16 protein-coding genes and 2 pseudogenes are annotated in these 23,012 nt (G+C 42.2%); 9 read left to right on the top strand and 9 right to left on the bottom strand.

What is annotated here, in order from left to right:
• Positions 1–89: 89 nt before the first annotated feature.
• From A9Z07_RS00345 to A9Z07_RS00335, 3 genes are read left to right on the top strand one after another with little or no spacing between them, the layout of a single operon-like run.
• Positions 90–1,313, top strand: coding sequence for an efflux RND transporter periplasmic adaptor subunit (locus tag A9Z07_RS00345; RefSeq protein ID WP_069576130.1), 1,224 nt, complete (start codon positions 90–92; stop codon positions 1,311–1,313).
• Between the two features lie 5 nt (positions 1,314–1,318).
• A complete protein-coding gene (adeG, locus tag A9Z07_RS00340) occupies positions 1,319–4,498 on the top strand; it encodes a multidrug efflux RND transporter permease subunit AdeG (protein ID WP_004773538.1) in 3,180 nt (1,059 codons plus the stop codon).
• A 10-nt stretch (positions 4,499–4,508) separates the two neighbouring features.
• Complete coding sequence (locus A9Z07_RS00335; protein WP_069576128.1) at positions 4,509–5,960, top strand: efflux transporter outer membrane subunit; 1,452 nt, start codon at positions 4,509–4,511, stop codon at positions 5,958–5,960.
• Between the two features lie 130 nt (positions 5,961–6,090).
• Here the strand turns inward: A9Z07_RS00335 and A9Z07_RS00330 are convergent, their stop codons facing one another.
• Both A9Z07_RS00330 and A9Z07_RS00325 read right to left on the bottom strand, forming a co-directional pair.
• Positions 6,091–7,443, bottom strand: a complete 1,353-nt coding sequence (locus A9Z07_RS00330) for a transporter (protein WP_069576126.1) — start codon at positions 7,441–7,443, stop codon at positions 6,091–6,093.
• A 249-nt stretch (positions 7,444–7,692) separates the two neighbouring features.
• Positions 7,693–8,298, bottom strand: a complete 606-nt coding sequence (locus tag A9Z07_RS00325; protein ID WP_004773542.1) for a TetR/AcrR family transcriptional regulator — start codon at positions 8,296–8,298, stop codon at positions 7,693–7,695.
• A gap of 414 nt (positions 8,299–8,712) precedes the next feature.
• Between A9Z07_RS00325 and A9Z07_RS00320 the strand changes: the two genes are divergently transcribed.
• The 4 genes from A9Z07_RS00320 to A9Z07_RS00305 all read left to right on the top strand — a co-directional run bounded on the left by A9Z07_RS00320 (position 8,713) and on the right by A9Z07_RS00305 (position 14,745).
• On the top strand, positions 8,713–10,248 hold the full coding sequence (locus tag A9Z07_RS00320; protein ID WP_171258929.1) for a flavin-containing monooxygenase: 1,536 nt from the start codon (positions 8,713–8,715) through the stop codon (positions 10,246–10,248).
• 68 nt (positions 10,249–10,316) lie between these two features.
• Positions 10,317–11,237: an alpha/beta hydrolase gene (locus A9Z07_RS00315; RefSeq protein ID WP_047428926.1), complete on the top strand. Its 921-nt coding sequence runs from the start codon at positions 10,317–10,319 to the stop codon at positions 11,235–11,237.
• 205 nt (positions 11,238–11,442) lie between these two features.
• Positions 11,443–12,318: a phytanoyl-CoA dioxygenase family protein gene (locus tag A9Z07_RS00310; protein ID WP_047428928.1), complete on the top strand. Its 876-nt coding sequence runs from the start codon at positions 11,443–11,445 to the stop codon at positions 12,316–12,318.
• 417 nt (positions 12,319–12,735) lie between these two features.
• Positions 12,736–14,745, top strand: a complete 2,010-nt coding sequence (locus A9Z07_RS00305) for an esterase/lipase family protein (RefSeq protein WP_069576123.1) — start codon at positions 12,736–12,738, stop codon at positions 14,743–14,745.
• Between the two features lie 42 nt (positions 14,746–14,787).
• Here A9Z07_RS00305 and A9Z07_RS00300 read toward each other — a convergent pair whose 3' ends face one another.
• Both A9Z07_RS00300 and A9Z07_RS00295 read right to left on the bottom strand, forming a co-directional pair.
• Positions 14,788–15,195 (bottom strand): hypothetical protein, encoded by a 408-nt coding sequence (locus A9Z07_RS00300; RefSeq protein ID WP_069576121.1) that lies wholly within the window; start codon positions 15,193–15,195, stop codon positions 14,788–14,790.
• A gap of 287 nt (positions 15,196–15,482) precedes the next feature.
• Positions 15,483–16,079 carry a TetR/AcrR family transcriptional regulator gene (locus A9Z07_RS00295; protein WP_069576117.1) on the bottom strand — a complete coding sequence of 199 codons (597 nt, stop codon included), beginning with the start codon at positions 16,077–16,079 and terminating at the stop codon, positions 15,483–15,485.
• An 81-nt stretch (positions 16,080–16,160) separates the two neighbouring features.
• Here A9Z07_RS00295 and A9Z07_RS00290 point away from each other — a divergent pair, with 81 nt between their 5' ends.
• Positions 16,161–16,913 carry a hypothetical protein gene (locus A9Z07_RS00290; protein WP_069576116.1) on the top strand — a complete coding sequence of 251 codons (753 nt, stop codon included), beginning with the start codon at positions 16,161–16,163 and terminating at the stop codon, positions 16,911–16,913.
• A gap of 76 nt (positions 16,914–16,989) precedes the next feature.
• On the top strand, positions 16,990–18,363 hold the full coding sequence (locus A9Z07_RS00285; protein WP_069576115.1) for an NAD(P)/FAD-dependent oxidoreductase: 1,374 nt from the start codon (positions 16,990–16,992) through the stop codon (positions 18,361–18,363).
• Positions 18,364–18,453: 90 nt separating this feature from the next.
• On the opposite strand, the pseudogene A9Z07_RS00280 reads toward A9Z07_RS00285, so the two are convergent.
• From A9Z07_RS00280 to A9Z07_RS00265, 5 genes and pseudogenes are all read right to left on the bottom strand, one after another.
• Positions 18,454–19,349: pseudogene (locus A9Z07_RS00280) on the bottom strand (PoNe immunity protein domain-containing protein).
• A gap of 79 nt (positions 19,350–19,428) precedes the next feature.
• Positions 19,429–19,572: pseudogene (locus A9Z07_RS17975) on the bottom strand (hypothetical protein); the annotation flags it as partial.
• 219 nt (positions 19,573–19,791) lie between these two features.
• A complete protein-coding gene (locus A9Z07_RS00275) occupies positions 19,792–20,568 on the bottom strand; it encodes a hypothetical protein (protein WP_227516921.1) in 777 nt (258 codons plus the stop codon).
• A 73-nt stretch (positions 20,569–20,641) separates the two neighbouring features.
• Positions 20,642–21,328, bottom strand: coding sequence for a GAD-like domain-containing protein (locus tag A9Z07_RS00270; protein WP_069576114.1), 687 nt, complete (start codon positions 21,326–21,328; stop codon positions 20,642–20,644).
• Positions 21,325–23,010: a polymorphic toxin type 15 domain-containing protein gene (locus A9Z07_RS00265; protein WP_069576112.1), complete on the bottom strand. Its 1,686-nt coding sequence runs from the start codon at positions 23,008–23,010 to the stop codon at positions 21,325–21,327. The genes A9Z07_RS00270 and A9Z07_RS00265 overlap by 4 nt, the downstream gene beginning before the upstream one ends.
• Between the last annotated feature and the right edge of the window lie 2 nt (positions 23,011–23,012).

The raw sequence follows: 23,012 nt of genomic DNA, 5'->3' as shown, positions 1-23,012 counted from the left end.
ATGCTCCTTTCATTCCATAAACCTGTTTCTCCCATACAGACCAAAACAAAAAGTCTGAAAACAGGGATTCAAATAACCAGGAGCATCCCATGTCACTTTCCCGCAAACAGCTGACGCTGTCTGCTGTCATTATTGCCATTTTCGCAACAGGTGGCAGTTTTATTCTCTTCCAAGAAAATGCAGATGCCAAAGCGACCCCAACAGCAAGTTCACCACCTGCCGCAACCGTAGATGTTGCCAGCGTCGTGAGCCAAACCATAACTGACTGGCAAGAATATTCAGGACGTCTTGAAGCGATTGATCAAGTCGATGTCCGCCCTCAAGTTTCAGGCAAACTGATTGCAGTCCATTTTAAAGATGGCAGTTTAGTGAATAAAGGCGATTTGCTGTTCACCATTGACCCACGTCCTTTTGAAGCAGAATTGAATCGGGCCAAAGCACAATTGGCTTCAGCACAAGCGCAAGTCACCTATAGCTCCGCAAACTTGGGCCGAAACCAGCGTTTAATCCAGAGCAATGCGATTGCCCATCAAGAACTTGATCAAGCGGAAAATGAAGCGCGTTCGGCCAATGCCAACTTGCAAGCTGCCAAAGCCGCAGTCGAAACCGCCCGTTTAAATCTGGAATACACCCGTATTACCGCACCTGTCAGTGGTCGCATTTCCCGTGCAGAAGTCACGGTCGGTAATGTGGTTTCCGCTGGTAATGGCGCACAGGTGCTGACCAGTCTGGTTTCCGTTTCTCGCCTTTACGCATCTTTTGATGTAGATGAACAAACCTATCTGAAATATATCAGCAATCAACGGAATTCAGCCCAAGTCCCTGTTTATCTCGGTCTTGCCAATGAATCTGGTTTTAGCCGTGAAGGTTATATCAGTTCGATCGATAACAATTTAAATACCACTTCAGGCACGATCCGCGTACGTGCGACGTTTGATAATCCCAAAGGCGTGATGCTACCAGGACTCTATGCACGCATTCGCTTGGGTGGTGGACAACCTCGCGCAGCCATTCTGATTAGCCCAACGGCGATTGGTGTTGATCAGGACAAACGTTTTGTGGTCATTGTCGATGCGAAAAATCAAACCGCTTATCGCGAAGTTAAATTGGGTGCTCAACAAGATGGCTTGCAAATCATCAATAGCGGCCTGCAAGTGGGTGACCGCATTGTGGTGAATGGTTTACAACGCATCCGACCGGGTGATCCTGTCAAACCTCACCTCATTGCTATGCCAAATCCTCAAATCACTGCCAATAACACTGCACAACAACCTCAGCCTACAGAAAAAACCTCAACTTCGGCAAAAGGTTAATCCTCATGAATATTTCTAAGTTTTTTATTGATCGTCCGATCTTTGCTGGGGTGCTGTCCGTCCTGATTCTACTGGCGGGCTTACTCTCTGTTTTCAAGTTGCCGATTTCTGAATATCCAGAAGTAGTGCCGCCCTCTGTGGTGGTGCGTGCGCAATATCCGGGTGCCAACCCTAAAGTGATCGCTGAAACTGTTGCATCTCCGTTGGAAGAATCCATTAACGGCGTAGAGAACATGTTGTATATGCAGTCTCAAGCCAACAGCGATGGTAACTTAACCATTACCGTCAATTTCAAGCTTGGGATTGATCCAGATAAAGCACAACAACTGGTCCAGAATCGGGTTTCTCAGGCTTTGCCTCGTTTACCCGAGGATGTACAACGCCTAGGTGTAACCACGATAAAAAGTTCACCAACCTTGACCATGGTGGTGCATCTCACCTCACCAGACAATCGCTATGACATGACCTACTTGCGTAACTATGCCGTACTCAATGTCAAAGACCGTCTGGCACGCTTACAAGGTGTGGGTGAAGTCGGCCTGTTTGGTTCGGGTGATTACGCCATGCGCGTATGGTTGGATCCACAAAAAGTGGCACAACGTAATCTGACAGCCACTGAAATTGTCAATGCCATTCGTGAACAGAATATTCAGGTTGCTGCTGGAACCATCGGTGCTGCGCCAAACAATTCACCTTTACAGCTCTCGGTGAATGCACAAGGCCGTTTAAGCACTGAACAGGAATTTGCCGATATTGTTTTAAAAACCGCTGCGGATGGTGCAGTGACTCGACTCGGTGATGTCGCCCGTGTTGAGCTTGCCGCTTCGCAATATGGTTTACGTTCATTGCTGGACAATAAACAGGCCGTTGCGATTCCAATTTTCCAAGCACCGGGTGCCAATGCCTTACAGGTCTCTGACCAAGTGCGTAGCACCATGGCGGAACTGTCCAAAGATTTTCCATCTTCGATTAAATACGACATCGTTTACGACCCAACCCAATTTGTACGCTCAAGTATCAAAGCGGTGATTCATACTCTGCTTGAAGCGATTGCACTGGTGGTTGTCGTGGTGATCCTGTTCTTACAAACATGGCGTGCTTCAATTATTCCGTTACTGGCAGTGCCTGTTTCAATCATTGGTACCTTCGCCTTAATGCTGGCTTTTGGCTATTCCATCAATGCATTGTCACTGTTCGGAATGGTACTCGCCATCGGGATTGTGGTCGATGATGCCATCGTGGTGGTGGAGAATGTCGAGCGGAATATTGAAGCAGGACTCAGTCCAAGGGATGCCACCTATCGTGCCATGCGTGAAGTCAGTGGACCGATTATCGCGATTGCGTTGACACTGGTTGCCGTGTTTGTCCCCCTCGCCTTTATGACGGGCTTAACCGGGCAATTCTATAAGCAATTCGCCATGACCATTGCCATCTCTACCGTGATTTCGGCATTTAACTCACTCACTCTATCTCCTGCTTTAGCAGCCATGTTGCTCAAAGGACATGATGCTAAACCTGACTTTTTGACCCGCGTGATGAACCGAGTCTTCGGACGCTTCTTCGCACTGTTTAACCGTGTGTTCTCACGTGCCTCGGATCAATATGGTCGAGGGGTGAATCGGGTCATTTCCCATAAAGCCTCAGCCATGGGCGTATATGCAGCCCTGCTTGGCCTGACCATTGGTATTTCTTATATCGTTCCGGGTGGCTTTGTCCCTGCACAAGATAAGCAGTACCTGATTAGCTTTGCCCAATTACCCAATGGTGCTTCACTGGATCGAACCGAAAATGTGATCCGTAAAATGAGTGATGCCGCGCTAAAACAACCAGGTGTAGAAAGTGCGGTAGCCTTCCCAGGTTTATCGATTAATGGTTTTACCAACAGTTCCAGTGCAGGGATTGTCTTTGTCACCTTAAAACCTTTCGCTGAACGTAAAGCAGCGGATCTTTCTGCCAATGCCATTGCAGGTGCTTTAAATCAGAAATACTCAGCGATTCAAGATGCTTATATTGCGGTCTTCCCACCACCACCCGTGATGGGTCTCGGCACCATGGGCGGCTTTAAACTCCAGCTCGAAGATCGTGGTGCTTTAGGCTATGCCGAATTGAATAATGCAGCACAATCCTTTATGAAAGCGGCACAATCTGCACCTGAATTGGGGCCGATGTTCTCTAGCTATCAAATCAATGTGCCACAACTGAATGTTGATCTGGATCGGGTCAAAGCCAAACAACAAGGCGTTGCGGTGACCGATGTATTTAGCACCATGCAGATTTATCTCGGTTCACAATATGTGAATGACTTTAACCGCTTTGGTCGTGTCTATCAGGTACGTGCCCAAGCCGATGCACCGTTCCGTGCCAATCCTGAAGATATTTTACAGCTCAAAACCCGTAACAATGCTGGACAAATGGTGCCGCTATCTTCTCTGGTCAATGTCACTGAAACCTATGGCCCAGAAATGGTGGTGCGCTACAACGGCTATACCGCAGCGGATATTAACGGTGGTCCTGCACCGGGTTACTCATCAAGCCAAGCCGAAGCCGCAGTTGAACGAATAGCAGCTGAAACCTTACCGCGTGGGGTGAAATTTGAATGGACTGACCTGACCTATCAAAAGATCTTGGCAGGTAATGCAGGATTGTGGGTCTTCCCGATCAGTGTGCTGTTGGTATTCTTGGTCTTAGCGGCACAATATGAAAGCCTCACTTTACCATTGGCTGTGATCCTGATTGTACCGATGGGCATCTTGGCTGCACTGACAGGCGTTTGGCTCACAGGTGGAGATAACAACATCTTTACCCAGATTGGCTTGATGGTACTGGTCGGGCTGGCCTGTAAGAATGCCATTTTGATTGTCGAATTTGCCCGAGAACTAGAAATGCAAGGCGCGACTGCATTCAATGCTGCGGTAGAAGCTAGCCGTTTACGTTTGCGTCCGATTCTGATGACTTCAATCGCCTTCATTATGGGTGTAGTTCCACTGGTCACATCAACAGGCGCAGGTGCTGAAATGCGCCATGCCATGGGCGTTGCCGTATTCTTTGGCATGATTGGGGTCACCTTCTTTGGTTTATTCCTGACCCCTGCCTTCTATGTGTTGATTCGTACCCTGAACAGCAAACATAAACTGCATTCGGCAGCGGTGCATGAAGCACCATTGCACAGTTCACATGATCACTAAGGAGTAGGATATGACAGGATTCAAACCACACTGGATATTCTCCTCGCTCATGGGAAGCCTGCTGCTTGCAGGCTGCTCATTGGCACCTGAATATCAGCCGGCCAAGGTGATTATTCCACTGCAATTTAAAGAAGCGGATGCCAAACTGGATGATCCTAACTGGAGCATTGCCCAACCTGCTGATGCACAATCTCGTGGTGAATGGTGGCTGATTTTTAATGATCCACAACTGAATGATCTGGAACAACAGGCAATTGCGGGGAACCAGAATCTAAAAGCGGCATCAACCAATATTCAGGCATCACGCGCCTTGAGATCTGCTGCACAAGCTGAACGTTTACCTAGCATCGGCGCAGGTTTTGGCCCGACCCGTCAAAAGCCCTCACCCGCTTCGTTAGGACTCGATGCAGATGCACCGACATCAGCACGTACACTGTGGCGAGCACAAGCCAATGTCTCCTATGAACTGGATTTGTTTGGACGGATTGCCAGTAGTGTCAATGCAACCACGGCTGATGTACAACAACAGGAAGCCTTGTATCATTCCGCATTGTTAGCACTGCAAGCCGATGTTGCCCAAGCTTATTTTCTAATTCGTCAATTCGATGCCGAACAGGCCATTTATGCGCAAAACATCAAATTACTGACTGAGAATCAAAATTTGATCCAAGCACGTTATCGCAATGGCTTGGTCAGTGATCTGGACGTTTCTCGCGCACAAACGGAACTCTCTACCGCACAGACCAATGCGCTCAGCATTGCACGGAGTCGAGCCAGTACCGAACACGCATTGGCGGTATTACTTGGTAAACCCCCTGCTAATTTCAGCTTAGCGATTCAACCCTTGTCTGCGGCTGCGATTCGCCTGCCTGCGGGTTTACCGTCGACGCTGCTTGAACGTCGTCCTGACATTGCTGCCGCAGAACGTGCGATGGCAGCCGATAACGCCCGAATCGGTATTGCACGTGCTGCCTTTTTCCCAAAACTTGATCTCACTGGTGCGTTGGGTTACGAATCTGCAAGTTTAGGAGATTTAGGCAAATGGTCGAGTCGGACTTTTTTACTCGGCCCCGTTGCAGGCACAATTTTGTCTTTACCGCTATTTGACGGTGGGCAACGTAAGGCGGGTATCGCTCAAGCGCGTGCAGGCTACGAGCAAAGTGTCGCCAATTATCGGCAAACGGTGCTGAATGCTTTTCGTGAAGTTGAAAATGGCTTGTCTGATCAACGTATTCTGGATCAGCAAATACAGGCTCAGGGCCAAGCCCTGGCTTCATCCCGACATGCCAATCAGCTTTCACATTTGCGTTATCGTGAAGGCCGCATTAGCTATCTTGATGTAATTGATTCTGATCGGAATATCTTGCAACAGGAACAATTGGCTGCGCAGCTTCATGGTAGTCGAATGATTGCCAGTGTAGATCTGATTCGGGCGTTAGGTGGGGGTTGGCATAGCCAATAGGAATCGCCCAACGATTGAATGAAAGCAGCAAAGTATTGGGGAAATTTCATTACTTTGCTGCTCTTTATAAAAATGTGAAGCTGAGTCAGCTATCGGTCTCTATCATTCACAATTACTTTCATCAAATGACTTAGAAGTGATAGCCAATTTTGAGTCCATAAGCGATAGCATGATTGTTTTTAAACTCAGCCTGTTCTGCCATTTCTTTAATTCCATCGATAGGTAAATAGTAGGCACCATCTTCGGACTTGGCATCACCTAACCAGTAATATTTAACACCAGCGGCGATAAAATAATTTTGAGCAGGATTGAATTGTGCACCAAGTCCCATTGACCATGATCCCTTCATTGGCCCCAGCGTAGAAGCAGGATTACCTGTTCCAGAATCCCAGCCGACATCGGTGGCAAAACTCCATTTTTCTGTAAATTGATGGCCTATTCCTAGGGTTACATTATATTGATCCTTTTGATACGAATCTAAATCAATGCCTTCCTTGTATGCACCTCCCGTAAGCTCATCCAGATAATCCGCGGTAAGTGCGTTGTATTGGGTCGGGCGGATATTAAAATCTTTCCAATTCACCCATCTCAAATTCATATAGGCAATTGTGTTTTCAGCAACTCCAGTTTGAAAATCGATATTGACGGATTGAGGGGTTTCGATTGTCGTTTTTGCGGCTTTGACATACTGCAAAGGTTCGCCAAATATACTTTCATCGACCTGAAATTTATATTTGATTTTGGAGCGATAAGTGACTGCCGCTTTCAATGCAATCTCTGGAATTTGATAGCTCACCCCAGCCAGCCAGCCCAGCTCTCCTTTTTCTTTAAAATTCGCCTCGTAACCATTAAAAGCCTCGGTATACGCCATGCCTCGGAAAGACGCTTTTCCTTTAACCTCCTGATAAACAGGCCCACCATAAATCTGGAAGTTCTTAAAAGGTGAATATCCAAAAATGAAACTTAAATCCTGACTTTCCACATTTACGGATGTACCTTCCTGACTAAAATCATTATCTGAATAGCTATTGTTGGGACGAAGTGGATATGCAGTTTTTGCCGCAAATGGTTGGTCATAAAGCAGGCCGAAACTAAACTGATCAGTTAGTTGTAACTTCAATGCAGCTGTATAAAATTGCACATTTTGCCCAATATCACCTGTATCACGGCTTTGATTCGCACGCACAAGATTTGGACGATCATGCACGACACCAGAAACTGAAGCATCGACAGCAAATGCATTCGCTTCAAAATAATGACCATTTTCTAAAAATGGCAGTATCGACTGACCAGACTGATCAAGTGCGGAAGCCTGAGTATGATCACTGATCAGCACACCGATTATGCCGCACATAATAGGAGCTAATCCGAACCGATAGATCTTAGGAAATGAACCATTCAAACCATTATTTCGAGTTACTTCTCTAGTTTTCGAGAATAATCTAGAGAAGCCCACACTCTCCTTGCATACAGATTTTTCCATTATTAAATTCATCCTGAAAATTATAATTTTTTGTTCAATCACACAAATGATGAGATATTTCCTTATCCATTTACCATCATGAAGACCAGATGAAATGGATAAAGAATATACTGATAAATAAATTACAAAGTGTCAATGACTATGTGTAATTTATGTAGGAAAATTGCTACTCTGACTTTTTATCTTTAATACAAGCCATTCATAAATAAAATATTTTCAATTAAAAATGTTTAAACTGTAGCTGGTGTTTTATTTATTCTCATAAAGCGTTGAAGTCCAGATATTTCGAAGTACACGAATCACAACCTCAGGTTCTACAGGAGATGAACGTCCGAATGCTTCGGAAAGATAACGCTCTTCCAGCCATATCAGCGCTTTCGCTGTTTCGTCGATATCTAAATTTTTTTTAATATTTCCTGCCTGCTGTTCTGCTCTTATGTGTTGAGCAGCCGCCTTGATAAAGTCTTGAATTATTGCTCGATAAACGCTATCAACGCGTTCATCTCCACTTGCTGCTTCAACAAAGGCTCTTAATAAACGACCATGTTGTATATAGACATTTATAGAGTCGACCAAGGCACGCTCTAGATCGTCTTGGAGATTATTTCCTGCCAACCACCGTTCCGTGATATTAAATAATTCTCTGGCAATATTCTCAACAAGACGAAGTGTAAGATCATGTTTATCACGGAAATGGACATAAAAAGCTGGGCGTTTTAAACCTGTACGGCGCATGACCTCATCAATATTGAGGTCACGAAAATGATGTTCATTTAAAAACTGTTCAGCAGCCTCTAATATTTCTCGCTCAGATTCTTTTGGATCATGTTTAGGTCTACGGCGAGAAGTTGTCATATGGTCCCATTTCCTATTGGCATGGTGTCATTGTAGGTACTAATAAATCTTTCGACAAGTCTTTGTACCATTGTGCGTTCCCTCTATCCGCTTAAAATCAGAAAAACGACTAATTAAAAAAATAAAATATAAATTATAAAATTCAGTAGCTTAATTCGATCCAATTTCCCCTTTCTCTTTATTCTCTCTTAACCCGAAAGACAATATTGCAATAATTACACACAGTCATTGACAGTGTGTAATTATTGGCTTAATAATATTCACATGCCTAGACTTCACTCGATTTAAATCGAAGTGAAAGTGGACTGGATCAAGGACTTTGTTCATCAGGAAAAATGAAGATTATAAAAATCATCATCTTAGGAAATCTAACTGATGCTCAATTTATTAAAATTGTGTGAAGAGGAAAAAGATATGAGTACATCAGACCAAATTGCTATTACTGATGTTTTAATTATCGGCGCAGGGATCTCAGGTATTAGCGCAGCATACCATCTAAAAAAATATAGACCGAATACCACATTCACTTTGCTCGAAGGCCGCGACGAAATTGGAGGCACATGGAGCCTGTTCCGTTACCCGGGCATTCGTTCAGATTCAGATATGCAGTCTTTTGCATTTGGCTTTAAACCGTGGACCAATAAAAGGGTTTTTGGCAGTGCTCAAATGATCTGTAATTATTTAAAAGAAACGATCACTGAGAACAACATCGAATCTCACATTCACTTTGGCCATTATATGACTAGTGCTGAATTCTCATCTTCTGAAGGTCTTTGGACAGTAAAAGTGAAGCGTAAAGATCAGAAAGCTTTAACTACTTTCCGCTCCCGCTTCTTACTGATGAGTACAGGTTATTATGACTATGATAATGGCTATACACCTGAGTTTAAGGGAGCGGAGGAATTTCAAGGACTCATTATTCACCCTCAACACTGGCCAGAAGACCTTGATTATTCTGGCAAAAAGGTTGTGGTGATTGGTAGTGGTGCGACAGCCGTGACCTTAATTCCTGCGATGGCTGACAAGGTCGGGCATATTACCATGCTCCAGAGATCACCAAGCTATGTCATGGCAGCGCCAAGTACAGATGCAATCGCGAATACTCTCAATGGTATTCTCTCACCACAACGTGCTTTCGATCTCATCCGCCGCAAAAATATTGCCTTGACACGGGGCGTCTACAATTTAAGTCGTCGCTTTCCAAAGCTGATGCGTCGCTTTTTAATCTCGGATGTACAACGAAATCTACCAAAAGACTTTGATGTCGCCACTCATTTTTCACCGAAATACAATCCGTGGGATGAACGTTTATGTGTTGTCCCCGATGGCGATATGTTCAAAGCGATTTCTGCGGGTAAAGCATCTGTCGTCACCGATCATATTGAGCGTTTTAGCAAAGAAGGCATTTTACTTAAATCAGGAAAAACGCTGGAAGCCGATATCATTGTGACCGCTACAGGCCTTAATGCGGTCGCATTTAGCAAGACACAATTGATTGTGGACGGGAAAAAAATAGTTTATCCAGAGACCACGATTTTCAAATCAATGATGTTATCCGACATTCCCAATTTTGCTTTCGCATTCGGCTACACCAATCTGGCATGGACCTTAAAAGTTGATCTGGTCTGGAAACACTTCTGTAGATTACTGGATTACATGGATGAAAATAAGTACGCCACATTCACACCCGTCATCAGTGATAAAAGCATGAAACGCATTCCATTTGTAGACCTGAACTCAGGCTACATTCAACGAAGCATCGCACAATTTCCAATGGCAGGTACACAAGGCCCATGGATTGTAAAACAAGATTATAAATTCGATGTTGAACGACTTCGTAAAGGTCCTGTTTTCGATAAAGAACTAAGTTTTACCCAGATTAAGCCAAAGAAAAAGCCAAGCGTTGTTACCACAGAAACAATGCCAGAACAGATCAAAATTCAGGCTTAACACAGCGATTTACATTGACATCTCTTATTGCCAGTAGCAGTCAGGGACATAAATCGATCAAGGAAAATATGATGGAAAATATTAAATTTACAAGTAAAGGAATTACCTGTGCCGCATGGTACATCCCTGCAAAATCAGATGAATACAAGTCTTCTCAAGGACGACCTTGTATTATTTTGGGTAACGGTTTCGGTGGTACCAAAGATACGGGTTTACTTGATTTTGCCGAGCCTTTCAGTCAGGCAGGTTTTGATACTTTCGCATTTGACTATCGTGGATTTGGAGAGTCTGCTGGACTACCAAGACAGCATGTCTCTTATATTCAACAACGAGAGGATTATCATGCCGCGATCGAAGCTGCACGGAATTTACCCCATGTCGATGGAAGTCGTATTGCACTGTGGGGCACGTCTTATTCGGGTGGTCATGTGGTGGTCGTTGCTGCACAAGATCCAAAAATATCGGCTGTCGTCTCCATGAATCCGGCAACTGATGGTTTAGCAGCTCTAAAACAAGTATTCCAATATGGTGGAATAAAGCAGATATCGACTGCAATCGGTCATGGCATAAAAGATTTAATGCATGCCATCACTCAACGCCCTCCCCATCTCATTCCAATTGTTGGACAACCCGGTACGGCTGCAATGATCAGCACACCCGGTGCCGAAGAAAGCTATACCTCTATGGCAGGTCCGACTTGGCGGAATGAAGTCTGTGCTCGTGCAGCTCTGGAAGTTTCATACAACCGGCCTGTAGCTTTTGCAAAAAATGTGAAATGCCCGACCTTGATCCAAGTAGGTGCCAATGACCAAATTGCACCACCGAACCCAGCCCGAAAAACAGCGCGTCTGATTCAAGGCCCAGCTGAATTGCTGGAATATCCAATTGATCATTTTGATTTCTATACCGAATCATGGGGTGAAACCGTGCTAATTGATCAGATCAATTTCTTGAAAAAGACACTTGCTCCACCCTCCCTAGAGAAATGAAAGTTTATAAATTTTCATTGTAGAAAAACATTTAATTCAAATACATACATAAGTGCATAGCATTCTGCGACAGCCTCAAAAATTTAATCAGCTATCGCGATGAAGTCTAAAAACTGAAGCGTTATGTATGAACACCAATCGCATCACAAAGCAGTTCATTTAAATGCTTTGAAATCATATCAATCAGGATGGATAAGGAAATCTTATGTCACTCGTCAAATTAAGCAAAGATACACAAATCGATGAAATCGTTTCGATTATTAAAAGAGATGGTGGTGTCATCATTGAAAATTTTTTAAATGATGAAATAACCCAAGATATTTATCAAACATTATCACAGCAATTAGAGTTGATCCCAGACGGAGAAGATGAATATTTTGCAGGTACGAAGACCCGCCGAATGAGCCGTTTATTTGCACGCTTGCCACAAATGCCCTTGGTGGCAATGAATCCAGTATTTTTAGATACCGCAAAATCGATTCTTCAAACCCCACTACAGGCATGGAGTGGTGAAAATAGAATTGAACTCTATCCAGACATTCAGGTAGGTGTGACTCAAGCGATTCAGATCTGGCCAGGTCAAAAAGCACAACCCTTACATCGTGACGATACGGTATGGATGTGGCAACACCCAGGTTATGGTCGTGAAGCCAGAGTCCAGATTATGTTTGCTGTGACTGATTTTACAGAAGAAAATGGCGCGACTCGCGTCATTCCTGCCAGCCATTTGTGGGATGATCAAAGAGTACCTAAAGAAGACGAAACCGTCGCGGCTGAAATGAAAGCTGGAGATGCTTTAATCTGGATTGGTTCGACCTATCATGGTGGAGGTGCCAATGTCAGTCATGCACCTCGTATCGGACTCACGATGTCTTATGATCTAGGCTTTCTCAGACAGGAAGAAAACCATTATTTATCTCTCTCCACCGAAACAATTAAAAGCTTCCCAGATGAGCTAAGAGGATTGCTCGGCTGGAATATGAGCACCACTTTTGTCGGATTTGTCGAACATGAAGGCAAGATGATGAGTCCAATCGATATGTTAAATGTTCAGGAGTTTAAAACCACTGGGATTATCTGAGCCTTAGTATCTGGAAATTGGAAAGTAAGAAAACGTCGATCAAGTCGACGTTTTCTTACGCATTTTATCGCCAATCACTGTCTTAATATTTAAAAATTTCTGGATGCTTTAAATATTTTCATCACATCCTTATCAGTTCATTTAGACCATCAAATCAATCACTGGTCTGCAAGAGTTTATATGCAACTGTGCTCTGCATATTTTAAATAACCATCAATGTAATTCTATATATACCCTTCCTCACGTCAACGCGAGTCAGTGGTTTCGGTAATAGGGTTAAAACACTCAATCGAAGCTGATTAATTCTCTCATCTCCACACTGTTTCCACACTTTAATAATCGTCATTACACAAACATTCAAAATAATACCAGTATCAAAACTCCCCCAATCTGGACAGAATGCCGAAGGGTCAATTTATGAAAAGACTTACATTTCCTCTATATCAGCCGCTGTGTATTCTGACTGTATTTAGCGTTCTAATAACAAGTGGCTGTCAGGTGGTTAGCCTAAAAAAACAGACGCTGCATACAACCATTGCCAATGAACGTAACAGTATTCTCACTCAAAATAAATTAAGTGGCGCCAGCCTGAATCTGCTCTATATGTCCGATATGGACATGAAACTGTGCATGAAAAATCCAGATGCATGTATTGTCGATCTGGAAAAAATTCCTCAGGTACAGACAGAGCAATTATTATCCGCCGCGAGCGAGTTATATCTCTCTAGAGCTTTGGCACTTGCAGACTCACACGATTGCAAAATCAATAAAAACCCTAAAACCAGCGCTAAACCTGCCCCACAGGTGAATGAATGTTTAGACCAACAACTGCAAGCTTTAGATAAAAGTATCCGGTACAGCTATGCTTATCTATTTAAGACCTCTCGTCAGCCTCAAGATCGTATTTTTGATAACCGTCAGGTGCAAATTCGGGACTTCTATAATCAGGCACTTAATCAGTTAGTAAATGTGTACAGTGCCAAGAATTCATCAGCAACGATTCCAGACAGTATTCAAATTGGTGAAAGTACTTATAAGATTGATATTGATTCCTATCCCAAACTACAAGGTAAAAAGCTTGAGAAATTTACCTCAAGCTACAACATGAACTTCTCTGGTTTAAGAACCATTAACCGTCGTGATGGTTTCGGTGCAGATTTCGTCGCGGTTTTGCACACTAAAGAAAATGATTCCAAAAATGGAAATCCCTATATTCTTGATCCACTGAACTATGCTTACCCAAATGGCGTTAATCCCAATATCCACCAAGCCCATTATCTTGCGTCGACGCTGATTGCCCAACCAGTGAATGAGCAAGCCACTCTCAGCGAGATACTCAACCGGCCTGATTTCAAAATAAAAATCTATGATCCTTACAATATCGAAAAGATCAAAATTGAAGATAAAGAATATTCCCTTGCTGCGAACTTCTCTGCACCCTATGGTTTATGGTTAGCGGAGAATAACTTGGGCTCTGCTGCCTATTTAACCTTGATCGACCGTAATCAACGTTTGACCATGCCTCATCTATATATGCTTGAACCTTATAATCCGAATAAAAAAGTGATTGTATTGATCCATGGACTCGCTAGTAGCCCAGAGGCGTGGATTGCGGTGACCAATGAAATTATGGGCGATAAGACGCTACGTGAGCATTATCAAGTCTGGCAGGTATTTTACTCAACCAATATGCCTATTCTGGAAAGCCGCTTTCAGATTTCTGCTTTACTAAAACAAACATTTGCCTCTCTCAATCCCCAAGACCCTGCTTCCCAAAATGCTGTTTTGATTGGTCATAGCATGGGAGGAATTATTAGCCGCCTTTTAGTCAGTCATGCGGATATTTCAAAAGAAGCCTTACCGATGATGAGTAACCACGTGCAAGCACGGATGAGAAAACATCCTGTCATAGGTGAACGCTTAAAGATGGAACCAATTCCAAACTTTGATCGCGTCATTTTCCTCGCTGCGCCTCATCGAGGAACTAGCTACGCCGACCGCTGGTTTACCGTCACTGCACGAAAGATTATTGGACTGCCTTCAGTATTTTTAAAAACATTAACCGATACACTCACGAGCTATGATGATGATCTGAAAGATTTTGTCAGAACCATCAACAATAGACTGCAAAATGGCCCTAGCGATCTGAGTAATAAATCTGAATTTATGGAACTCACCTCGGGTATACAGCCTAAAGAAGGTCTAGTTTTTCATTCAATCATGGGCAATATCACCAAAAGTAATGATATGGATAAGATTACCGATGGCATTGTTCCTTATAAAAGTGCCCATTTAGAAGGTGCGATTTCAGAGAAAATCATTAAAGGCGGGCATTCTATTCAAATAAAGCCTGAAACGGTATTGGAACTTCGCCGTATCTTGAGCCAACATTTAACCGAGCATGGTTTAGACAAAGTGAAAAACTAAACATCCAAAGCTAAAGTGACAGCACTTTAGCTTTTTTTCTTTTTATTGCTCGCTTTCCTGTATTCTTTTGCGAATTTCTTCTCGCCATTTCAGTGCATTTTCTTGTTGTTTATTGAGTAACACACCGAGCATATAAGCAGTCACTGCTGCACCAATCAAAGCAATACCACTTTCATAAATGATATCGATAACGAACTCAAGTACACCTTCGGATAAGAATGCTAACATACCAGAAAATTTCAGAAACTTGGCGATTGCTACAACCAGAATCCCTAATAATGCTCCAGTCCATAAAAAGATTTTATGGATATTGATCGGCGCTGTGACTTGGTCAATTTGATCAGGATATTTTCGATAGTACTCGATTTCTTCCTTTGTCACTTTAGAGGAAGATTTGAATAATAATTTAATAAATAATGTATCTTGATCGAGTTTTGAATTTTTCTTCATAGATACCGTGCATTATTAGTTTTCTTTAATTTTACTAATTGTTGTGGAAGAAGTAACCCTCTTTCACAAGAACGGGCCTTTATAACAGTTGAATAAATCTCTCTTTGATCCTTTCAATCAAGGACAAAGACGCTCAATTTAAGCTAATCCATTCTTAACAAGCTGAAGGATGATTTGCTCTCTAAACAACATTTATACACGAATAGGTTAAATCAAGCGTCCGTAGAACTGGTTTAATCCACTGTCACATTTCCTAAGCGATCTTTTTCAATTTATTCTGCTAAAAATCAGATTAAACGATTCAACAGCATTAACACAGTTTGTTCCATTTGCTTTTGTTTCTGTGTATCCGTAACGCCTTGAACACTGAATCCCCAATATGCTTCAAATAAACAAGCCAGTACGTAAGCAGTCGAACTAATCGCATCTTGAGTTGCGTTTGGATATTCTTGTGCCAATTGATTTTCAAAATCAGGCAGCCAGTGCTGTGTCCAAAGATCATGCAGCATCTGCTTGATCAACGGATTTCTGGCACTTTGCGCAACCAGTTCTAACCAAACAATCAAATCATCCTGACTCCGATAAACTTCGGGCGTGAATAACATGACGATTCTTTCGCTCAATGGTTTTCCACTAAACCGATGAATAATTGCTGTCCCCATTTCTCCAATATAGTGCTCAATAAAAGCATTGATTAAATCTGCACGTGAAGAAAAATAATGATGTACCAGCGTGCGTTGCATGCCTGATGCTTCCGCTACTTTGGCAAAAGTAATTCCTTCTAGTCCTTCCCTCGCAACGACTGAAACAGCAGCTTGAAGAATTTCATAGGACCGTTCATGTGCTTTACTCGGTCTTCCTATCTTGTTTTCCATCATCGTCATAAATAAAAAAAATGTTTACTAATTAATCATACCATATTATTTTACTGACATGACAGTCAATTAATTAAAGGAAGTCATATTATGAAAATACTGGGACTTGCTGTCGGTAGCGAAATGGACGCTACAACAGCACAAATCTTAACTGATAGTGAAATGCTGCATGCCGCTATTCTGGAAATTATCAATATCTGTGGGCTAGTTGCCTGTATTGTGCTGGCGCTTTCGGGCTGGATTTATGGCGCGAAATTCATCAAGAAAAACAATTATCTGCTTGGACTAGAATGGTGGATTGTTGCTTTTTCTGCGACAAACTTTGTGTTGTATATGCTGACGGGTGGGCATGTTCATTATTTAATTACAATGTTTCTGGATTCATTCTCACGCAGCTTTGGTATGCCCGTCATTGCCGTACTGGGCTTAATGGCACTGACCCATAATTATAAACCTACAGCGTTGAAGGAAGTGCTGCTGTTCGCCGCTGCATTTGCGGGCACTTTTGTTATCTTCTTGGCCGATTTCTTTGACGGGATACGCCCGTATTTTTACGTCGTCATGTGGGTGATTCTTGCGATCTATCTCTGCTACTTCATTCTTTGCTTGGCACGTGCTAGGGAAACTCTACATGCCGTGGCGACAACATTCACTTTAATCATCAGCCTCGCCGTCGCAATCGTCTATGACTTCTTCCCGATCCCTGGCGATGATACGCATATGATCTTTATGACTTGGGCATTCATTACCTGGGCTTATGCGGTCATCCAGTTGTATTACGCCTATGACGCACTGGCACGTTCTCAGGCAATTTCCAGAGCATCATTGGTTCCAGCTCACTAATCCATACATCACCGCATCATTATTTTTAAAATCAAACACCGTACAGGAGTACGGTGAAGATAAAAAAGGATAGCAAATGAATCATATCAATGAAGAAATGGCGAACTACAACCCTAAATCGTTACCCTTTCGTCTTCTGGGAGGCTGGATAGAGCAACCTGATGATCTTCAACCCGAACTGGAAGGTTCCGACAGCGCTGATGTCATTGTGGTTGGGGCTGGATTTGCCGGGCTCTCAACTGCCCTTGAGCTGACCGCCCGTGGTGCAAAAGTGATTGTGCTTGAACAGGAGTTTGGTGGCTTCGGTGCCAGTGGGCGTAATGCGGGTTATCTACTCGGCAGTATGGGAATTGAGTTTGAAGTGTTCGCAAAACGCGTCGGCGTTGAGCATGCACGAAAATTTGTGAACTTTTATGACGAAGCCGTGTGCTATGTCGAAAAGCGTCTAGCCGAGTTGGAAATTCAATGTGATTACAACCCTTCTGGCATCATACGTGCTGCGATTGATACTTCTCAGGAAAAATGGCTACGTCGCAGTATGGAGGTTGGTCGTGAACTGGGTTCAATCACTCGTTTTGTAGATCAAGCTGAAATGCGCGCTCGCGGTATTCCACCAGCATTTCTATTTGGTAGTGAGCAACGTGGCGGCACGCTCAATCCTGGTAAATATGTCAGCGGTTTACGTCGTGCGGCAATTCAGGCAGGCGTTAAGCTCTATGAAAAAACGCCCTTGCTGTCTTACAGTGAAGGCGCGGAAATAACCTGCAAGACTCCACGGGGTCGTGCAACTGCCCCAATCGTGGTATTGGCGACAAATGCGTTCACACCACAATTGGGGTTACTACGTGATAAGGTTGCGCCGATCCGCGTATCAGCAATCGAAACTCAACAATTGTCTCCAAAGCAATTGGCATCTTTAGGTTGGCAGAATAGAGAAGGAATTATTACACCGCATCTCATGATGGAGAGCCATCGTCTCACAGCACACAATACGATGGTGTTGACGGTGAAGAAGTTAAATTATGTTTATGGTTCAAAGACCCCGAACATACCAGATCAAGATGCCTATGCCGCATTGGTACAAACCTTACGTGAACGTCATCCTACCTTACAAGGTCTTGGTATTAAGCATTGCTGGAGTGGTTACGTTAGCGTGGCATATGATTTTCTGCCTGTGGTAGGCACCACAGGAACGCATCAAAATATCATTTATGTTGCTGGCTGCACTGGACATGGGCTTGCCACTCAATCCTTTATGGGGCAGCTACTTGCCGAGAAAATTAAAGGCGTTGAGAGTCCTATTTTAACAGCCCTGTATCATAAAACACCTTCAACCCTCCCTGAGCCATTGCAGTGGTGTGCTTTTAAAACCGCTTTCTCAGCGGCTGCTTTTTATGATCGTCTAACGGACCGTAAAGCACGTTCTATTGCCACAGATTCAGTGAGATAAGAAATCTTTAAATAAAAGCTCTATAACAAATCTCTTTCTTATATTTGATGAAAGCGAAGACAATCAAAATGAAATAGAGATTTGTTGGAGTTAATCACCTAAAACTACTTTTGACTGTGTTCGAGCAAAATCAACCAAATCTTTTGGATAGAACTGATGTTCATAATATGACGTATCATCTATATCCAGCAACCACGTTACCGCTGCTGCTTCCCATGACCAATAGCCATAATAGCTAACTCCAGATCTTATATCTGGTTGAGGATGTTGATCATGGTAAGGTTCTCGACGGCTCGCCTCATACCAGTCTTCTAGGTATTGCAGCATTAAAGCTGGACGCTTTTCAGGTGAAGCATTAAACACTTTGATCAGCTTACGATAAGGTAAATGTCGTCTAGCCTCATCTGGTGGAGTTCCACGATCTGCAACAAAAGGAGCAACTAAACGTTCAATTAATCCATCTTTTTCCTGTCCTTCAGGTGTTGCTTCTACATAGTCAATGATTGGCATAATCCGATCCATCTGATCCGCAAAACCAGTCAACAGCCCAAAACAAATAAGACGTAAAGCAATATACCAATAGTCTTCTGCCCCTAAACTGATATGCCAAACAAATCGTCCATCAGCATCAGGACTTAAATTATATAAATGGCTTGCTTCTGCGTACTCTTCTGTCCAATGAAGTAGATATGGATATATTTCTTTTAAAAACTCAAGACTTCCGCCTGCCGAATACTGTAAAGACATTAAATTTAAGACATCGTTTAAACGCTGATGACCTGCCGCAATATAGCCACCATATTTTTTTCATTTTTATAATTACTAAAACCATCCGTTACGGAATATATTCCATTCACAAACGTATCAAATCTTTTGCTATACATTTTTTGTTCAAGCAAATTATCTCTAAATAAAGCTGGGTCTTTTATTTCTAAACTTAACCACTTATGCCAATCTATTGTCTGCTCATTTACTTGTATGGACATTTATTAACGCTCCAGCATGTCATTCGGTAAAAGTAAAAAAACCATCCAAATAAGGATGGCTTTTTCTTAAATGATCCAGTCATTGCTCTATATCTAAATACCAAATGGTTTCACCCCAAGGGTTATTTGGAATTTCAGGCATTGTTTCACCTTGATCAAAATAGCGTTTTTCCATCTTATTTGCTGGACTCCACCAATCTCCTGATCTAGGACAAACGTCTCCAACTCTACATTTTAATTGGCTATATTGTATTTCATCATTGTCAGGATGACTGATTCTAACCCATGTTTTTCCATCAAACCGAATTAAGTGCTTATAGCTAAGTACCCAAAGAACTCCATCTTTTTCCTCAACAGAGATGACCCCTTGTATATCACTTAACTCAGGAACGATAGAATAATCAGAATCTGCATATACATATAGTCCCTGTTCTGACGCTATCTATATAGCCTCTTGATAAAAAGCTGCATTATAAAAAGTCGAATTTATACTTCTATTTTTTAGACTTTTAAACCCAACATCTATATTCCCTACCAAAATTGTACCATCTTGCCCAGTAATTAAAATATTTTTCCCATCTGGACATAACGTAATACTATACAAAGCAGATGGTATGATTCGGTTGACTTCTATCCAATTACTACCATTGAAAAAAGCAATGAAGCCATCGTCCCCTTTTGTTCCACAAACATAAAGATGATCATGAGCAAAGCCATTGATATCGTATAAATTTCGCTCAAATGAAAAATCACTATTTAGAGAGAAAATCTCTCCTTGTTTTACTTCAAGAGGCTGTTCTTCTAGATTAAATCCTATATTGCTCCAACTGTCCCCAGCATTTAAATATACCTGTCCACCATCACCACAAGCATAAAGCTCCTGTCTTACTGTACGCAATTTATTAAATTGCCCATAAATTTTTTCCTCTAATTTAAATCTAATTTCTTGATGCTCATTATTATTTTGTTGAAATATCCCTACATACCCTTCTTGATCAAGCGAAATAATGGAAGGTTCGCTCTCTCTACTTTGGTAAGCAACTGAAATAACTTTCCATCCTTCCAAATCCAAACATGACCAGTTTTGCTGTTCTAAATGTTTATAAATGATTTTTTTACTAAAGCAATCCCATGTATCCAATTCATCAATATTTGCTGATAAACAGAATCTATGGGCGCTAATAGCACATCCAGAAGTAAACGTAATAGGATTTTTCATATATTTGATCTAATAAATATAAACATATCATTTATTAAAAATATAAAATGACATAAAAAAGCCCTTTCGGGCTTTATTCATCTTTTCCTAAACCGTGCTCATCCACGAACTTACCTATATCCAACATCATGTGTGGAGTATCCAATGATGCCAAGAATTGTAGATGCGTAATAATCGGCAATTTACGTAAATTCTCGAGTTTAACTGCCCCCCCCAGGACTAACGCAGGTTCAAAACCAAACATTTCATTTTTGCTCAGTTCACCATATTTTTTAACAGCCCGATCAAATAACGGTTTGTTTTTGTAATCATTTATATCTAATGAGTCTTTATCTTTTGATGAAAAAAATATCTTGATAAGTAAGTCTTCCTCACCTTGTTCCATTTTTTCCATTTTTGGAAAAATTTGTGAAGTCGTCGCCGAAATAGTAAAGCATCGACCATGAATTGTTCCCCATACACTTAAATCCCCAAAAGCTGTACGAGCAATCACAAAATATTCTTCATGAGGCGGTAAATCAATATTTTCTAACCATGCATCCAAAACATCTTGGTAGTCTTCTGGGTTAACCAACCAGAATAATCCATTCCCCCAACCTGAAAAACCAAAAGCTCTCCAATACTCAAGCAATTGATTTGGTAGTTTACCTTGATACTTTTTCAGAGTTTCTTCTGATACAGGCTCTACACAAACTGGCGGTCCAAAACCTTCATCATGATAAAAAATTTCAAAATTCTCATCCATTATAAACGCACTCATTTTTTACACCTTTCCAGTTTTGCATTCATCCCTGTCGTACTTCTTTCACTAACAGGAACTTTTGCTGCCGCTTCATCTAATGCTTGAACCCTAGTTTTCCACTGACTACCAATAGAGGAATTGACATTCTTTAAACCAATTGCTTTAGTATCAACTTTATTTGCTCCACCTACAAGCTGATCAGGGTTATGTAGAGCTGCCATTTCATTCATGATTCGCCCTGACTTTTCTTTAGCAAGTTTCTTTGCTTCTCGAGCACCTATATTTTGTTGCTGATATTCTTTCTCATATTTTTCAGCAAGGTCAGCCCCATATTTTTTTCTAGCTTGCTCAGCAGGTGCACCACCACCACGCCCCTCTGTATTAAAAGCCTTCCGTCCTTCAATATAGTCTTCTACACTCATCTCATTGAGACCTTTTTGCTGATTTGCCAACTGCCAATCAGTCTCTTTATTTAAGTATTCTTCAACCGCTAGACTGTTACTGTCCTTCGGGTAGTTTTCTTTAATCATCTTATCCGCATTTTTTCTTGCAGAAGATGTATTAACAGGATTAAAGCACTTTACCTTTGTCTCAGGCATCTTCTTGGTAATCGGCTCTTTAACTTTTGGCTGATGTACATTTTCAGGTGTTTTGGTGCCTGATGCACTTTTATTAGATGCGCCTGCTGTATGTACCACATTCGCTTTAGCAGTCTGAGGGTATGAAGGTCTAACAGTTTGTGTTGGTGTAGGAACAGGCTTTACCTTGGTTCCAACCGTGGCATAAGCGGGTTCATACTTGACCGATTGCTTTAATAAGTCCTGTAGATGTTCGTCAAACTCTTTAAAGCCCTGTTTAATTTTGATCGCTGATTTCTGGATCATTGAAATTAAAACCGCTTCAAATCGCTCCATTCTTAAGTAAATAGATTTGGCCCATCCTAAGCCCATCCAATTGATCTTTGCACCGTAACTCAACAATGACTTAACACGTTTGACCAAACCAAGTAATTGATTAAGTATCGAGGTAATAATATTCGTAACAGCACTAGCGTAATCGGAGTACTTTATCTTCTTCAAGGTTGGAACTACATTGCCCTTCATAAAGCCATTAAGTTTAGAAATAATCGTTGCTAAATGGGGTGTTCTTTTAATAAGAAAAAGTCCTACACACTTAACAACATTTCCAATTTCACTTCCAACAGCACCACCGAGAATTCCGCCTGCCCCAGCACCTGGGGCTGCACCAACGCCTCCAAAAAATGCACCTCCAGCCCCCCCTGTTGCAGCACCTGTCGCGGCAGTCGCACCAACTAAAACAAATGGCAGTAAATAAACAGCTAAAAGCATCCATTCCTGCACTTCATCTTGTTTCTTTGGATCGTTTAGCATCCTCATGATAACAGCGATCGCATCTCGGGCGCTAAATACAAGAACCGTCCCGGGAACAAAACCTGCGAGCATTTCAGTTACAATGACAGAAACAGGACGTTCATCTGTATTGAACTCACCATAAATGAAACTTTTAACCCAGCTTTGAGCGCCATCCAATGACTTACCATATTCTGCGATAAGTTCATTCAGCTCCTTCTCTACCCATTGTGCGGTTTGATTAAAATTGGACTGAAAACCACTGATAGATTGATCAAAGCTTCTCTGAATTTGATTTTGGTAACCACTAAGTGTCTGTAACATATCCATAA

The organism is Acinetobacter sp. YK3 (genome assembly GCF_001729365.1).
GTDB lineage: Bacteria > Pseudomonadota > Gammaproteobacteria > Pseudomonadales > Moraxellaceae > Acinetobacter > Acinetobacter vivianii.
Note: the sequence above shows the minus strand (reverse complement) of the source record. Positions and strands in the feature narration are given on the sequence as shown.

What these genes read in the sequence shown, in the direction of transcription:
- A9Z07_RS00345 (WP_069576130.1), top strand. Translation starts at nt 90, where the DNA reads ATGTCACTTTCCCGCAAACAGCTGACGCTGTCTGCTGTCATTATTGCC.
- adeG (WP_004773538.1), top strand. Translation starts at nt 1,319, where the DNA reads ATGAATATTTCTAAGTTTTTTATTGATCGTCCGATCTTTGCTGGGGTG.
- A9Z07_RS00335 (WP_069576128.1), top strand. Translation starts at nt 4,509, where the DNA reads ATGACAGGATTCAAACCACACTGGATATTCTCCTCGCTCATGGGAAGC.
- A9Z07_RS00330 (WP_069576126.1), bottom strand. Translation starts at nt 7,443, where the DNA reads ATGGAAAAATCTGTATGCAAGGAGAGTGTGGGCTTCTCTAGATTATTC.
- A9Z07_RS00325 (WP_004773542.1), bottom strand. Translation starts at nt 8,298, where the DNA reads ATGACAACTTCTCGCCGTAGACCTAAACATGATCCAAAAGAATCTGAG.
- A9Z07_RS00320 (WP_171258929.1), top strand. Translation starts at nt 8,713, where the DNA reads ATGAGTACATCAGACCAAATTGCTATTACTGATGTTTTAATTATCGGC.
- A9Z07_RS00315 (WP_047428926.1), top strand. Translation starts at nt 10,317, where the DNA reads ATGATGGAAAATATTAAATTTACAAGTAAAGGAATTACCTGTGCCGCA.
- A9Z07_RS00310 (WP_047428928.1), top strand. Translation starts at nt 11,443, where the DNA reads ATGTCACTCGTCAAATTAAGCAAAGATACACAAATCGATGAAATCGTT.
- A9Z07_RS00305 (WP_069576123.1), top strand. Translation starts at nt 12,736, where the DNA reads ATGAAAAGACTTACATTTCCTCTATATCAGCCGCTGTGTATTCTGACT.
- A9Z07_RS00300 (WP_069576121.1), bottom strand. Translation starts at nt 15,195, where the DNA reads ATGAAGAAAAATTCAAAACTCGATCAAGATACATTATTTATTAAATTA.
- A9Z07_RS00295 (WP_069576117.1), bottom strand. Translation starts at nt 16,079, where the DNA reads ATGACGATGATGGAAAACAAGATAGGAAGACCGAGTAAAGCACATGAA.
- A9Z07_RS00290 (WP_069576116.1), top strand. Translation starts at nt 16,161, where the DNA reads ATGAAAATACTGGGACTTGCTGTCGGTAGCGAAATGGACGCTACAACA.
- A9Z07_RS00285 (WP_069576115.1), top strand. Translation starts at nt 16,990, where the DNA reads ATGAATCATATCAATGAAGAAATGGCGAACTACAACCCTAAATCGTTA.
- A9Z07_RS00275 (WP_227516921.1), bottom strand. Translation starts at nt 20,568, where the DNA reads ATGAAAAATCCTATTACGTTTACTTCTGGATGTGCTATTAGCGCCCAT.
- A9Z07_RS00270 (WP_069576114.1), bottom strand. Translation starts at nt 21,328, where the DNA reads ATGAGTGCGTTTATAATGGATGAGAATTTTGAAATTTTTTATCATGAT.
- A9Z07_RS00265 (WP_069576112.1), bottom strand. Translation starts at nt 23,010, where the DNA reads ATGGATATGTTACAGACACTTAGTGGTTACCAAAATCAAATTCAGAGA.